The organism is Micromonospora sp. NPDC049230 (assembly GCF_040647875.1).
In the GTDB taxonomy this organism is placed as follows: Bacteria; Actinomycetota; Actinomycetes; order Mycobacteriales; family Micromonosporaceae; genus Micromonospora.
Genome location: NZ_JBEZCZ010000012.1, coordinates 76,253 through 90,497 on the forward strand (window position 1 = coordinate 76,253; position 14,245 = coordinate 90,497).

Below are 14,245 nucleotides of genomic sequence, written 5' to 3' on the forward strand. Positions count from 1 at the left end.
ATTTCCTATTATGTTCGCGGCCCATTGATGATGTCCCACTTTCGCCCGCCACCGGTGCGGACACGGAAGACCCACCCATATCCTCCGCCCCCGCGTGGCTTCACGCTCCAACCAACACGCCAGCCCTTTTTGCCAGGTCCGTTGAGGCGACCTGCACGCGCTCCCTTGCCGGCACCCTGATTGCCAAACCATCTGCTTCGCACACCAAAGAACTTGCTTGACCAGAGCTTCTTTCCTGCGGCCGACCAGCCCGACCTGATCCCCCTCGCTCCGTTCAAGAAGCCTCGCGCTGCCGTCCTGGCCTGCCAGTTGGTGAATTTGTTATTTAGACGCTTGGCGCCGCTGAGTACGCGCTGGATCCATTTCTTTACCGGTCTCTTCCAGCCGCTGTCGCTACTACAGCCGCATTCTGCCCGCTTTCCGTCAAGGTCGATGCAATTGACCGGATCGGCTCCGCAGTATTCGTAGGGGTTGGCGCTGCCCCCGTAGACGGGGTCGACTTGGAGGAAGCGGCCGGTAGTCGGATTGTAGAGACGGACGCCCATGAGGATGATGCCTGACGGTGTGTCGGCTGCTCGCTGCTTGGCGCCGAGCCAGCCGTAGCGCTGCGTTCCGGTGTCGCCTGGATTGCGCGGCGTTCCGTACTCGGTCGCTTCGCTGGTGCGGGACAGGCCTTCGTCGTCGGCGTGGATCGTCGCGATCAGGTCTCCGTGCAGGTTGGTGATCTGCCAGTCGACCTGTGCGCTTTCGCTGTCGAAGATGCCGGCCATCGCTGACAGGCCCGACACCGGTCGGGTGAATCGGGCGGCGGTCTCCTGTGTCCACGACGGGCTGTCCTCGTCCCCGTCGTAGTGGTGCACCGACTGTAGGGCGGTGCCGCTGGCGTTGTCGGTCCACGAGCGGACTCGCTCACCGGTGACGTCCAGGACGTAATCCGTCGTGCGTCCGCCCTGGGTGATCGTGTCCACCAGGTCCGTCGAGTGGTACGTGATGGTCGCGTTCGCTCCCGACGTGACGGCGGTGTCGATCGCGGGCACCGTCGTCGTGCGGCCCAACGCGTCGTAGGCGTAACCGGCGGTGTTGACCCGGTCTGCTGTGTCATATGTCCAGGTACGCGACGATGCCGGAGTCGATGTCTGGCAGACACCGTCTGTGCCCGGACCGTAGGCGCTGGCCGAGGTGCGGTTCGACGAGGTGCTGAACCCGTACGAGCGGGTGGTGCACTGGCCGCCAATGGTGTCCTGGATCGAGGTGAGTCGGCCAGCCTGGTCATAGGTGTAGTTCTGCTCGGACAGGCTGGACGACCGGTCTCGCCATTGGCCGTGCGTCGATTCCACCACCGACTCGGTGTGCAGGGTGCAGTCGGTGGACGCGCAGCCCGGCTTGACGTAGGTCATGCCGACCTGGGTGCCCGTCTCGTCGGTTTCCGTGGTGACCTGCATGCCGTTTGGCCAGGTCTCCGATATCAGTGTGCCGTCGGCGTCGTAGCTGCCGGAGAAGGTGCCGGCCTGCGTGTCGTTGACCGAGGTGAGCAGACCACGCCGCTCGGCGCCACCGTCATAGGTGTAGGTCCGGGTGGCCTTGCCGTCGTTGCTGGTCGCTACCCGCCCGAGCAGGTCGTACGTGGTGGTCGACGTGACTCCGTCGGCGTCGGTGTATGACGTCTGCCGGCCCAGGCTGTCGTATCCCTCTTCCACCTGCGCGGTCGCCAGTCCGCCAACCACCTGCTGGCTGCGCAGCAGGCGGCCCGTCGCGGGGTCGTAGACGTTCCGGCTGATGGGCACTGCCGTGCCGAGCCCTGGCGCGGCCACGCTGGTCTCGTACGCGCGGCCCGCGCTGTCGTAGGTCGTGGTGGTGGCCCGCAGCGTGCCGGCGCTGGTCTTCTCGGTGACCACCCGCGATTGGTTGAGCATGTCGTAGGTGATGGACTTGGCCGGCAGTTCTGGTCCGCTGGCGGCTTGGCCGCCGGACTGCACCCGGCAGGGCAGGTTGGACCACTCCGGCTTCAGGTCACACTCGCCGTAACCGGAACCGGAGGTCGCCCGGTAGTAGATGGTTGTCCGGGTGGCGGGTGTGTTGGTGGTGGCGCCGCCCGCCGGAGCCGTGGTCGAGGTGGTCAGGGCGGTGACCGGGTCGTAGGTCGTGCGGGTGCTCTGGGCCAACCCGGCCGGGTCCACCGTCACCACGGTCGGCTGGCGCAGCGCCCAGTCGTACGCGGTGGTGGTGATCCTCTGGTCGGTATCACTCTCCACGCCGTTGGCGTCCCAGATCCGGGCGGCGACGACCTGGGTGGTCACCAGGTTGTACGGGCCGCCGGTGGTCGGCGCGCCCTGGTCGTAGGTGTTCATGGTGTGCCTGCGCCCACGCACGGTGGTGCCGTTTGGCAGCATCACGTCGTGCTCGGGCTCCATCGTGCTGGTCAACCGCTGGCCGTCGGAGGAGTAGAGGTTGAGGGTGGAGTAGCGGCGGGCGAGCATGCTTTCCGCTGCCGCGTCGTCGGACGACCCGGTGTTGAGGGCACGGGCCCGGTTGCCGGCGCTCAGTGTGCGGACGGTGTTGCCCCACTGGTCGTACCACGTCGCGCCGATGTGGCTTCCCGGTGTGGCGGTGTTGACCTCCCGGGCGTTGGCGTCGAGGTAGGTGACAGTCGCCCGTTCGTACGACGACGGCAGGGTGCCCGTCGCCGGGTTGCCGTTCGGAACCTGGTTGGCCGGGAAGACCGCAGTGGCGTCGGTTGGCGCTTCGGTCTGGGCCCACCGGGTGGTCTGTCCTGGTGAGAGGTCGTAGGGCGCCCCGGTGCCGGAGACCGGAACCTTGTAGACCACCGTCTGCGTGGCAGTGCCGGCGGTGAGCGCCGAGCGGGTCACCTTGTGCAGCCGGCCCAGCCCGGGGTCACCCGGGATGGTGGTGTAGCTGAGCTGCCACGGCTCCTGGGCGTTCGGCTTGACGACGTTGAGGATTCCCTCCGCCGTGTAGCCGTAGGTGTCCCAGAGGTGGCGGGTGGTACCGGCGTCATTCCAGTCCAGGCGCGGGTCCCAGCTCGCCCGGAGCCTCCCCGCGTTGTCGTACGCGTACCGGGCCATTGGCACGGTGCGCATCGCGGGAGTGGCCAGGTCCGGGTCCCAGGCGGTGAAGGAAATGTCCTTCACCCGGCCCACGTGATCGCCCCAGGACGCCTCCGCCGTGCCGGTCGCGGTGGTGGCCGTCGCGTAGGTGAAGGTGAGGGCGCGGCAGCCGCGGGTCAGGGTGGCGCAGTTGACCCCGTCTGGCACCGGTGCCAGCATCCGGGTGGGTCGGACGATCTCCTTGCTGTTGATCGTCACCTTCTCCCAGCCCAGGGTGCTGGTCTGGTTGCTGCCCGGCGCGGTGACCGAGGTCGGGAAGTACTTTCCGGCCGCGGTACCGGTGACCCGGGTGAACAGCACAGTGTTGCCCTCGTCGTCGGTGAGGGTGTACTTGTCGCCGGTGCCGTCGTAGGCCAGCTTCAGCGACTCCATCCCGACCTCCGGATCGAAGGCAGCGGCGGTGCGTTTGGTGAACCCGATCGTCTCGCCCTCGGGCAGCCCGACCTGGATGAGTGAGCCGTAGACGCTCAACGCCGTGTAGGGCGCGTCGGCCTCCTCGATCACCGTGCCGGAGACCCAGCCGGGGCCGAACATGTTCGCCGCGTCGGTGTCGTTCGCTCGGCGGGTGTTGTAAGAGCGGGTGACCGTCAGATCACTGCCGAACGAGTCCACGGACACGTCGCTGTCCGAGAGGCTGTAGTTACCCGTGATCAGATTGACGGAGCCAGGTCCAACCTCCTCGGACGCGGCGGATGCCTGGGCCCGATCGAAGATGATCTTCGCAGGGCTGGACGTGCCGCCCGTGCCGCCGGTGAAGATGCCGCGTAGCTGGAGCGGGCCGTCGCGGGGGATCGACTCGGCGTCCGCGGCGGCGAGCGTCGCCTCCACGTCCCAGTTCAGCTTGGGGAAGGCCCCGCCGCCGCTGCTGGCCAGCGGCCAGGTGACCGCCGCGCCGCCCGCGGCCACGCTCACGTGAGCGGCCGGGATGCTTACCCATCCGTCGGCGTCGCCGCGTCGCCACTGGTACGTAACACCGGCGGCGGCCGCTTGGCCCACGCCGGTGATGGCCACCTTCGCCGCGGTGATGTCACCCTCCTTGGGCGAGGTCACCGCGCCAGAGCCGACGTTGAAGGTGTACGCCCGGATCGTCGACTGGTTGCCGGCCCGGTCACGCGAGCGCACGTACAGCGTCTGCGGCCCATCAGCGGTCGGGGTGATCGCGGCGGTGGCGCTCCCGCCGAGACTGGCCGCGTTGACGGTCTGGTTGGGCGGGTTGACGTTGAGGCCGTACTCGTAAGCGGCCACGTCGCTCACGCCCGATGCGTCGAAGGTGAAGTTGCCGGCGGTGCCGGCCGCTCCGGCCCACTGGCCCGCAGGGTATGCCGTGGAGGAAACCGCCGGCATCGCGGAAGGCGCGGTAGTGTCGATGATCATCGAGCACAGGCCCGTCCATGGCCCGTTCGCGATACCGTCGTTGCCGCGGACCCGCCACGAGTACGTGCTGCCCTCGGTGAAGGTGCCGGTCGGCACGGTGGTTGCGAGCCAGGAACCCGACGAACCGGGGCCGACGGTCGTGCCACCAATCCGCGTGCCGCTGGCGGTCAGCCACTCGAACTCAGCCCGCACCTGCGAGCCCTCCGCGTCGTTGACCTGCGCCCGCAACTGCGGCGTCTTCGAGTTGATGTACGGGGCGCCGGAGCCGGTGGCGCAGGGCGTCGACGGAACGGTTGTTCGTGCCGTCACCGTCGCGTACGACTGATAGGTCAACTCCAGCTTCGGCATGTGCGAGCCGGCGTTGTAGTTGGCCGAGGTGAACCGCTTCCACGCCTTCGGGTCGGTCTCGGACGCGGTCAACGCCAGACCCTCGTTCAGACCACCACCGGCCCACTCGTTGAACGTCGTCGTGGGGAGGGTCACCGTGTGCCACTTGCCGGTGCTTCGGTTCGCCGACGTGTTCGTACACGCCGGATAGTTGTCGGCGATCGTGTATGACGCAATCGCCGAACTGAGCGTCGGACCGGGCCACACCCCGCTGGACAGGTTCGCCACCGTCCACGCCTGAGTCACCTTGTGCACGTTGAACGGCAGGTGGGTGGTGCAGTCCCACGACCAGGTGTGGAACAGCTTCAACTTCGACGCCGTGATCTGCTTGCCCAAGAGGCCGTCGCTGGTGAAATTGTCGAAGTGGATGAACGAACGCGCGTCGCCGTCGTTGTCCGTCCCGGCCGCCAGCGAGTGACCGTTCTGCGAAGCCGCGTCCGTGCCCGGGTCGCTGTCCGCTGTCACATCGCCGGTCGTCAGGGTCGTGATCGTCGGGTCCACCCGCACCGGCCACACCCGCGCCGGGTCTCGGAGCCATGCGGCGTCCGCTGTCACCCGCAGCGCGCTACCCTTCGCGGTCTTCACCAGCTCGTAGTCCACCGCGGCCGACGACACTGGCTCACCGGTCGGCAACTTCACCCGGGAGTCCTGCATCGAGCCGTGCGGGATCCATGCCACCGCCTTGCCGGCGGTGTCCAGCAGCGCGACGGAACCGTCCTTCTCCATCCGCGGTGTGAGCCCATCGAGCTGGAGCGGGAACAGCCATGAGTTGCCCGCCTGCGGTGACTGGAGGATCACCGTCTCCTTCAGCTCCGCGCCGGAGGCGACAAGTTCCACGTCCGTGTGCGGTAACACGTCCCGGTACAGGGCTGTCGGGCCGTCCAGCACCGGGGCGACGCTCGCCGCGCCCTCAAGGCTGTAACCGAACGTGCGACCAGGACGCACGGTCACCGACGCCAACGGCTGCGACCGACCCCGGCTCGACACCGCCGGCCCAGCAAGGGACACCTGCAACCGGCTCGCTGCCATCTGCAGACGGCCATCGCCTCGCGCGACGAGCTTCGTGTCGATCGGTCGCCAGGATCCGTCCGACTCCCGGAACCGCACCGGGGCGGAATCCATCAACGCCTCGATCTCACCGCTCGGTAGCGCCCAATGCTCCGCCGTCTCCGACGTCCGGCTGGTGATCTTCACCTTCTTGCCCGTGACCCGCGCTGTCACCAACGCGGCTGCCTCATCAGGCCGCTCCAGCACCTGAGGGCTCGGCGCTGACTGCTGAACGGGCGCCTGCGGCGCCGCAGCAGCAGCCGGCTCCCGCGTCACCCAGTCCGCCATCGTCGCGGCCAGCACCACTGACATGCCCACCGCACCCACGCGCCCCCAGCGGCCATGCGACATGTGAGAAGTTCGTGAGGGAGCACCCCACAGCCGTCTACCTGACTCCACTACGTCCTCCCGAAAAGTGAGTAGCGCTCAGATAACCCCAAGTTAAGTCGATGATCATCAACCTTTACGGTTGATCACTCATCCCGTCGGGGGTTGCGGTGGGGCGTGCGGCGCCCGCGCCACACCCGCTGCCACGGAGGCTGCCAAAAGGCCAGGAACATCGTCGCGGCGCCGGACGAACATGGATCAAGGATCGGCGGAGCGGCCGTCCGTCCGGGGTGGACGGCCGGCACGGATGGTCGTTGGCTGCCGCTCGACGCCGACGAGCCGGAGCAGATTCGCCGTGCGTACGCGGCGGTGGGGCCGCAGCCCCGTCCGGCGACCATCGAGTCTGCTTGCCGGCCTGAGGAAGGGTCTGCTCAGGCCCGCCGCCCTCAGTTGGGCGGCAGTGGTGCGGCCGGGCGTACCGCGGTGAAGCCGGCGTGCTCATACCGGGTGGCGGAGAGCAGTAGCAGCCACTCGTCGCAGCCCTGCCAGGGGTAGAGGTCGGCGGCTCCGCCACGTACGGTCCGGGGGCCGTCGCCGGTCCGTGGTCGCGCGTCTGATGGTGCGCCGTCGAACCCGGGGATCCACACGTCGGCGCAGAGTTCGTTCGCCGACCCCATCGCCGCCAGGCCGAACGCGTTCTCGCTGGCCGCGGTCCGCGTGTCGGCGCGGAAGTCGTCGAGGAGTTGGTCCTCGTCGGGCTTTCCGTCGCCGCGGAAGGTCAGCGTGGTGGTGCCGGCTCGCGCCGCGTACTCCCACTGCGCCTCGCTGGGTAGCTGGAACGGCAACAGCTTGAGCAGGTCCTCCAGGTCGCCTTCGAGCCTGGCCGTGCCGGTGGTCGCCTCGGCGTAGTCGTCTTCGTACTCGGGCAGCCAGTGCTGGACCTGCGCCACGGTCAGCGGGTGCCGGGCGAGCAGGAACGGCTCGACCCGCACGTCGCGTACCGGTTGTGCGTCCCCGGCGCTGGCGAGGAACGGCTCGATCGTGTCCTCGACACCGCCGCTGCGCTCGATGGCGCGCACCGTGTCCAGCTCCGCCTCGGACAGTCCCATCCGGAACGTGCCGCCCGGAACCTCCCGGAACACGACCCCCGACGGGATGTGCCGCCATGCCGGACGCCCGGCCACGAACTCCTCGGTCCACATGGCGGCGAACGCTAGCAGCCAAGCCGCCCGGCGGTCGCTCCCGCTGCCCCGCAGTCGGGCTTCTGCCGATGATCGCGCACTCGTTCTCGGCACTCCGGGTGTGCCGAAGTGGAGCTGGAAGACTTCGTGCGTCAGGCGCGGAGGCCAACGACGACGATCTGAACGAGGTCGGTGACGCCGAGGTGCCGCGCGGTCGCGACGCAGCCGATCACGAGGGCTTGGATGTCGTCGGGCGTGCCGTCCGGACGGACGGTTCCGCGTCGCTGCGCCTCTCGCAGGAGTTCGGCGAAAGCGGCGTTGAGGGCGGCGTCAGCGTCGGCGGGTATCTGGTAACCGCCGCTGGCCAGAGCGTCCGCGATGGCGCGATTGGTGAGGCCGGCCTCCGTGACGCGGCACGCGGTGCGGACGCCGTGCGTGCGCTACCCGGCAGAGGCAGTGTCCTCGCACTCCACCTCGCCAGCCTCCACACCGTGCGGCACGCGGCAGGCGACCTCCACAAGCGCTTCGAGCGACTCGACGTCCTGATCAACGACGCCGGTCTGTGGTGACAGCCGGCACGGCGCACCAAGGACGGCTTCGAGTCTCAGCTGGGCGTCAACCACCTCGACCACTTCGCGCTGACCGGTCTCCTCCTCGACATGCTTGAGCGATCACCGGCCGGGCGGATCGTCACGGTCAGCAGCAAGGCGGCCGCCGCAGGCTCCGTCACCCACCTCGACCTCAGGAACCTCGACGGGTACCGACCAACCACGGCCTACAACGCCTCAAAACTCGCGAATCTGCTGTTCGCGTTCGAACGACAGCAGCGACTCGCCGCGTCCGACTCATCGACAATCAGCCTCGCACTGACCTGTTCTCTTGAAGCGTCGAGGTCGTCACGATCGGCACGGGCGGGGACGGATTCCACGCCCGCCCGAGCCCCGTACGAAGCACTTGGTTGCACGCCGCTGCCGGTCACCGTCTACTACCGGGAACTCTGATCTGATCCGGGGCGGGGCGCGGTCACCTGCCCCGCCCCGGGTCACACCAGCTCAATCAGCCGTGCCAGCCGTTTGGTGACACCAAGATCGCCGTCGGCAAGGAGAACCACCGACGACTGTCCACAGTTCGCCCAGGCGTAGGCCGGCGTCCAGCGGCAGGGTCACGCGGAGTTGCGCCACTTGCGGCCGTTGCGGCCGATGAGCCGGTCGGCGTCGGTCGGGCCCCAGGAGGCGGCCTCGTAGGTGGGGATCGGCGAGTTGTCCTTCTCCCAGTTGTCGATGATCGGGTCGACGATCCGCCAGCACTGCTGCACCTCGTCGCTGCGGATGAACAGCGACGCGTCACCGATCAGCGCGTCCAGGAGCAGACGCTCGTACGCCTCCGGGGACTCCTCGACGAACGTCTGGTCGTAGGAGAACTCCATCGTGGCGGTGCGGACCCGGAAGGAGTGGCCCGGCACCTTGGCACCGAAGCGCAGCGAGATGCCCTCGTTCGGCTGGATCCGCAGGATCAGCGCGTCAGCATCGAGGCCGGTGAGCTGGTCGGTCGGGATCGGTAGGTGCGGCGGCCGCTGGAACTGCAGTGCCACCTCGGTGAGCCGGGCCGGCAGCCGCTTTCCGGTGCGTACGTAGAACGGCACCCCGGCCCAGCGCCAGTTGTCCACGTTGAGCCGCATGGCGGCGTAGGTCTCGGTCCGGGACAGGGGGTCGACGCCGGTCTCCTCGCGGTAGCCGGCCATCAGCTCCTCGCGGGTGCCACCCCGGGTGTACTGCCCCCGGACCGCGGCCTCGGCGATGTCCCGGTCGGTGGGGAGCCGGATCGCCTGCAACAGCTTCACCTTCTCGTTGCGCAGGCCCTCAGCCTCGAATGAGGCAGGTGGCTCCATCAGTGCCAGCGCGAGGACCTGGAGCACGTGGTTCTGCACGATGTCCCGCATCGCGCCGGCGTCCTCGTAGAAGCCGCCGCGGCTGCCGACACCGAGGGTCTCGGCGACGGTGATCTGCACGTGGTCGACCCAGGAACGATCCCAGATGGGCTGGAAGATCGAGTTCGCGAAGCGCAACGCCAGCACGTTCTGGACGGTGTCCTTGCCCAGATAGTGATCGATGCGAAAGACCTGGTGCTCGTCGAACGCGCTGTGCACCACGCCGTCGAGCTCGCGGGCCGTGACGAGGTCGCGCCCGTACGGCTTCTCGATGACCAGGCGGGAGAAGGAGCCCTCGCGTGGCTGGTTGAGCCCGACGCCGGCCAGTCCGTTGATCACCGGCTCGAAGGCCCCGGCCGGGGTGGACAGGTAGAAGAGCCGGTTGCCGGACGTGCCCCGCTGTGCGTCCAGCTCGTCGAGGGTCTGCACGAGCCGCTCGTAGGTCTGCGGGTCGTCGTAACCGCCGGTGACGTACCGCACGCCGCCCTGGACCTGGCGCCTGCTGGCGAGGGTGCGTTCGCCGAGGGCGCTCGCGGCGAACTGCTCGTCGGTCATCGACGTGCGCGCGACGCCGACGAGCGCGAACTGGTCCGGGAGCCGCTCGTGCCGGGCCAGGCTCTCGACCGCGGGCAGCAGCTTGCGCCGGGTCAGGTCACCGGAGGCACCGAAGATCACCAGCGTGGCCGGCGGGGCACTCCGCTCCTGGATGAGCTGAGATGCGTGGTCCATGGTCTGCGTTCCTCCGGGCACAAGGGATGTGGGCTTGGGGGATGCCGCGCTGTCCTGCCGGGAATCGTGCGGCTGGGGCGGTGGTGGCCGGGGGCCACGCGGCGTGGCCCGTTGGTTGCGGACCTTGAGCCTCGCATGCCGGGCGCACCGGTAGGGGACGCGGTGGCGGTTCGGCGCGGTCCGTCGGTGTACGAATTGGTGGTACGACGTGATCGTGCCAGGCGGCCCCCGGAGAGGGCATCACCTGTCGAGCGCGTCGGCCAGGCGCCGCGCCTCGGTGACGAGCCGGCTCGACCCTCCGCGCGCGGCGACGTCGGCCAGCCCGGGCACGTCGGCCCGGGCGCCGGTCGCGCCCGCTGTCTCCGCCGCCACCGTCAACAGGTCCGGGGTGCCACGCGGGGCCTTCGGCGCGGCGAGCAGTGCGGGCAACGCGGCGGCGAGCAGACGCCAGGTGCTGAGCGGGGCACCGGCGGCGGCCGCGTCGCGCAGCGGCTGCACGGTGCGGGTCAGCGTGACGTCACCGACGGCGGCGAGGGCGCCGAGGTGGGCCCCGACCCGGCGCGCGTCCAGGTCGCCGGCGGCGGCCAGCATCAGCAGCGCGTCCACGGCGGCGACCCGGTCGGACTCGCGCCGGGCACCCAGGCCGTACGCGAGCGCGAGGTCGACGGCGGGACCGCCGTCGCCACCGCACTCGGCGAGCAGCGGCAGGATCGTGGCGCCACCGGACACGTCCTGGTCGGCACCACTGGCGATGTCCGGCAGCGCGTACGCCGCGACGAGCCCCCGGTAGCCGGGCAGCACCGCCGGCCAGAGCAGGGCCGCGTCGCCGACGTAGCTGTCCACGGAACCGGCCGGCACGGTGAGCAGACCGAACGGGTCGTCCACGCCCTCCGGCGGGCTGAGGAGCACGTGCGTCCGCTGCTGAGGCAGCTCGTCGTACCCCCAGTCGTGGCCCTGCCGACGCTCCCGGCGGCGCAGCGTGACCACCTGCTGGTCCGGGGTCGGCAGGCCCCCGGCGCGTAGCCAGCCGGCCAGCCGGTCACCGGCAGGCGTGCCGAGGGCCGCCGCCTTGGCCGCGAGGGGCTCGTCGACCCGCGCGGGCAGCCGCAGCAGGGCCTGCGTCAGGTCCATCTCCCACGCGCCGTGCTCGCCGAGCCGGGTCAGGCGGTCGTACAGCGTCTCCGGATCGACAGCACCGTTCGCCATGGTCGGAGCCGCGAGCAGACCGGGGTGCTGGGGCGGGCCGACGCGGTCACCGATCTCGGCCAGCCGCGCCCGCAGCAGCCGGTGCGGCGGGGGCACCCGTGGATCGAGGGCCGGGCCGCCGGTCCTGCGGCGTCGCAGCGCCGCCCGCATCGCGGCCCACCGTCCCCGCCGGACGCTGCCCTCTGCCGGGTCGGCCGCCGCGTGCAGCACCCCGCCGAGGAGACCGCACAGGCAGCACGGATCCCACTGGTGTTCCTCCGTGCTGGCGCGGTGCCGCCGCAGCACCGGAACCAGGGCGTCCTTCAGCCGGGCGCGGTCGCCACCGGCGAGCCGGACCACCGCGTCGAGCACCCGTTCCAGGCTGGCCGCCCTCGTTCGGCCGCCGAGCAGGGAAGCGACCTCCTCCGCCAACTCGTCCGGGTCGGTGATGGCCGGGGGCGCGGGCAGCGGGCCGGCCGGTGGCGGCAGGTCGTCGCCCACCGTGGCGACGACGACCCGCCGGGGGACCACGTACCCGTGTCGGGCGGCCAGCGCGCCGGCCCGGTCGCGGACGTCCGCCGCCGGGTGGTCGACAGCCGTCGCGATGACCTCGGCGATCTGCGCCGCCCGGTCGGTGTGCCGGTGGGCGAGCTGGTCCAGCCAGCCGAGCTGCGCGCGGACCAGCGCCTTGTCGGGCCGGACGAGCACCGCCCGCGAGGCGTCGAGCAGCCCGTCGACCTCCAGGCCGGCGAGGCCCCGCAGCGTCCGCTGCGCCATCGACGCCACCGACCCGGGGGCGTCGGCGAGCAGGCGCAGGTAGTCTCCGCGATGCCTGTCGACCTCGGCGGCGGTGGGCTCCAGCAGGGCGTGCAGGGTGACGAACGCCCGCAACGCGGCCGGCCGGTCGCCGCGCAACAGCCGGCTCAGGCAACCGTCGAGCAGCGTCTGGCGGTCCAGGCGGCCCTCGCCGGCCAGCCGCGTCAGCGCCCGTGGCAGCGCGAACGTCTCGTCGGTCATGAACTCGTCGAAGGACATCCGCGTCCCGATGCCGTCCACCTCGAACAGGCGCGGCACCAGGGCGTCGAGGAACACATCCGCCCGGAGCCGGTCCACGAGCGGGATCGGTCGCCGCGACTCCGGCGGCCACGCCAGCTGAGCGAGCCACCCGTGCACGAACTGGTCACCGGTGGGTGTCGCCGCCTTCTCGACGGTCACCAGCTCGGCGACGAAATCCCAGCCGTCCGTCGGGTCGTTCCGGCGGAGCCGGTCGGCCAGCCGGTGTGCCAGCTCGCCCAGCCAGGGCACCCCGCGCGTCCGCGCGACCTGGACCACCGGCTCGGCGTCGGCACGCCGCAGCGACACGTTGCGCCGGCCGAGCAGCTCGGCCGCCGCGGCGGCGGTGGGCAGGCACCCGATCGCGGCCACCGCCAGGGCCGTCGCCTCCTTGTTCCACCACCAGTTGTCGCGCCGGCGGCGCACGTGGGTCACCAGCCCGTCGGCGAACGACCGCCGCCCCCGCTCGTCGAGGCCGGTGACCGCGTCGACTGCCGCGCCGATGTCACCCCGGACCAGGAACTCGAACGGATCGGTCACGCCCCGACCTCCACCGCGGCGCCCACCATCGTCGTGGCGAGCGCGTGCTTGCAGGGCCCGCGCTGACCGCGGTGCCGCGCCCACCAGGGGCAGGAGCAGGTGTACGACCCGTCCGCCCGACGGCGGACCCGGTAGACCTCGTCGCCGTGTCGTACGGTCGACGCCTCGCCGTCGAGCGTGACCGCGCCCGCCTCGACAAGCGCCCGCGCCCCGACCAGCCGAGGATTGTCCCGCTCGGCCCGACCGGCGTCGTACGGCAGCACCCGGTGGAAGTAGCCCGCCTCGGCCACGTCGAAGCCGACCCGGCCGGCGGTGCCCAGCTGGGCCAGCGCGGCCCGGACCCGGTCCGCCGAGATCCCCGCCGAGGCGGCCAACGCGTGGACATCGATCGTCGGGTCCCAGGACAGCAGCGCGGCGACAAGCGCGGCGTCGTCGGCGGCGTCGTCGGTGGCGAGTGCGCTCAGCGCGCCGCCCTCACCGGAGAAACCCCGGTAGGGCTCCGGCGACAGGGTCAGCGACAGCCGCAGCGCGCCGGTGTCGAGCTCCCACACGCTCGGCAGCGGCGGCGACCCGGCCGCCGTCGGTGGCCCGTACACCCGCAGGGTCTTCGCATAGCGGAGCAGCCCCCGCAGGGTGGCGAGCCGTCCCGCGCCGGCCAGGCACACCGCGCCGGGGACCGGGCGGGAGGTCAGCCGCAGCGAGCGCCCGGCCGGCACCACCCAGAGCACCGACCGGTCGTTGCCCGCCGGCAGCCGGCGCAGGAAGCCGACGGCCTCCGCCGCCGGGATCTCCGCCCGCGGTGCCATGGCCGCGGCGATCAGATGGACCTCGGCGAACCCCCGGAGCCACCGCCCGGGCAACGGCACCTTCTTCTCCACCACCGGCCCGTCGAGGGTGGACACCGTCAGGTCGTCGGGCCCCACCGACAGGTGCAGCGGGTCGATGCCGCCCACCCGGGCCAACGCCTCCCGCAGCGGCGCGTTCACGTCGACGTTCGTGGTGCCGTGCTCGACCACGTCGCCGTCGAACCCGGCCGGCACGACGTCCAGCCGCGCGTACACGCCGCAGCAGCCGGAGAACGACTCGAACCGCAGCCGGTCCCGGCTGCCGGTGACCACGGGATCGAGACTCGCCGGGCTGACCGGCTGGTGATAACGGGTCCGGGCGACTTCGGCGACCGCCAGCAACCCGGCCGCCGCCGCCTGCGGAGTCGTCAGGAAGCCGAGGAAGAACCGCGGGTTTGTCGCAGGCCCGCCACTGGTCTGCAACGCCAGGTCGCCCCGGTGCAGCGTGGACGGTCGAAGGTAGCGGTACGTCTGAAGGGCGCTCACGGCCGCAGAACTTACGACCCACCCCCGACAGCGGGCCGC

The 14,245-nt window shown here is 70.8% G+C and carries 7 protein-coding genes; 1 reads left to right on the top strand and 6 read right to left on the bottom strand.

The features are described 5' to 3' along the window. Positions 1 to 8: 8 nt before the first annotated feature. The 3 genes from AB0A95_RS13470 to AB0A95_RS13480 form a co-directional block, all read right to left on the bottom strand. Positions 9 to 6,245 (bottom strand): RHS repeat-associated core domain-containing protein, encoded by a 6,237-nt coding sequence (locus tag AB0A95_RS13470; RefSeq protein ID WP_357555963.1) that lies wholly within the window; start codon positions 6,243 to 6,245, stop codon positions 9 to 11. A gap of 461 nt (positions 6,246 to 6,706) precedes the next feature. After that, complete coding sequence (locus tag AB0A95_RS13475) at positions 6,707 to 7,462, bottom strand: SUMF1/EgtB/PvdO family nonheme iron enzyme (RefSeq protein WP_357555964.1); 756 nt, start codon at positions 7,460 to 7,462, stop codon at positions 6,707 to 6,709. Between the two features lie 131 nt (positions 7,463 to 7,593). Beyond that, on the bottom strand, positions 7,594 to 7,821 hold the full coding sequence (locus tag AB0A95_RS13480; RefSeq protein ID WP_357556032.1) for a hypothetical protein: 228 nt from the start codon (positions 7,819 to 7,821) through the stop codon (positions 7,594 to 7,596). Between the two features lie 279 nt (positions 7,822 to 8,100). On the opposite strand from AB0A95_RS13480, the gene AB0A95_RS13485 reads away from it, so the two are divergent. Continuing rightward, complete coding sequence (locus tag AB0A95_RS13485; RefSeq protein ID WP_357555965.1) at positions 8,101 to 8,442, top strand: hypothetical protein; 342 nt, start codon at positions 8,101 to 8,103, stop codon at positions 8,440 to 8,442. A 161-nt stretch (positions 8,443 to 8,603) separates the two neighbouring features. On the opposite strand, the gene zwf is transcribed toward AB0A95_RS13485, so the two are convergent. The 3 genes from zwf to AB0A95_RS13500 all read right to left on the bottom strand — a co-directional run bounded on the left by zwf (position 8,604) and on the right by AB0A95_RS13500 (position 14,206). Next, positions 8,604 to 10,097, bottom strand: a complete 1,494-nt coding sequence (gene zwf / locus AB0A95_RS13490; RefSeq protein ID WP_357555966.1) for a glucose-6-phosphate dehydrogenase — start codon at positions 10,095 to 10,097, stop codon at positions 8,604 to 8,606. A gap of 240 nt (positions 10,098 to 10,337) precedes the next feature. Then, on the bottom strand, positions 10,338 to 12,875 hold the full coding sequence (locus tag AB0A95_RS13495) for a DUF6493 family protein (RefSeq protein ID WP_357555967.1): 2,538 nt from the start codon (positions 12,873 to 12,875) through the stop codon (positions 10,338 to 10,340). Further along, positions 12,872 to 14,206 (bottom strand): SWIM zinc finger family protein, encoded by a 1,335-nt coding sequence (locus tag AB0A95_RS13500; RefSeq protein ID WP_357555968.1) that lies wholly within the window; start codon positions 14,204 to 14,206, stop codon positions 12,872 to 12,874. The genes AB0A95_RS13495 and AB0A95_RS13500 overlap by 4 nt, the downstream gene beginning before the upstream one ends. Positions 14,207 to 14,245: the final 39 nt, after the last annotated feature.

What these genes read in the sequence shown, in the direction of transcription:
- AB0A95_RS13470 (WP_357555963.1), bottom strand. Translation starts at nt 6,245, where the DNA reads ATGTCAGTGGTGCTGGCCGCGACGATGGCGGACTGGGTGACGCGGGAG.
- AB0A95_RS13475 (WP_357555964.1), bottom strand. Translation starts at nt 7,462, where the DNA reads ATGTGGACCGAGGAGTTCGTGGCCGGGCGTCCGGCATGGCGGCACATC.
- AB0A95_RS13485 (WP_357555965.1), top strand. Translation starts at nt 8,101, where the DNA reads ATGCTTGAGCGATCACCGGCCGGGCGGATCGTCACGGTCAGCAGCAAG.
- zwf (WP_357555966.1), bottom strand. Translation starts at nt 10,097, where the DNA reads ATGGACCACGCATCTCAGCTCATCCAGGAGCGGAGTGCCCCGCCGGCC.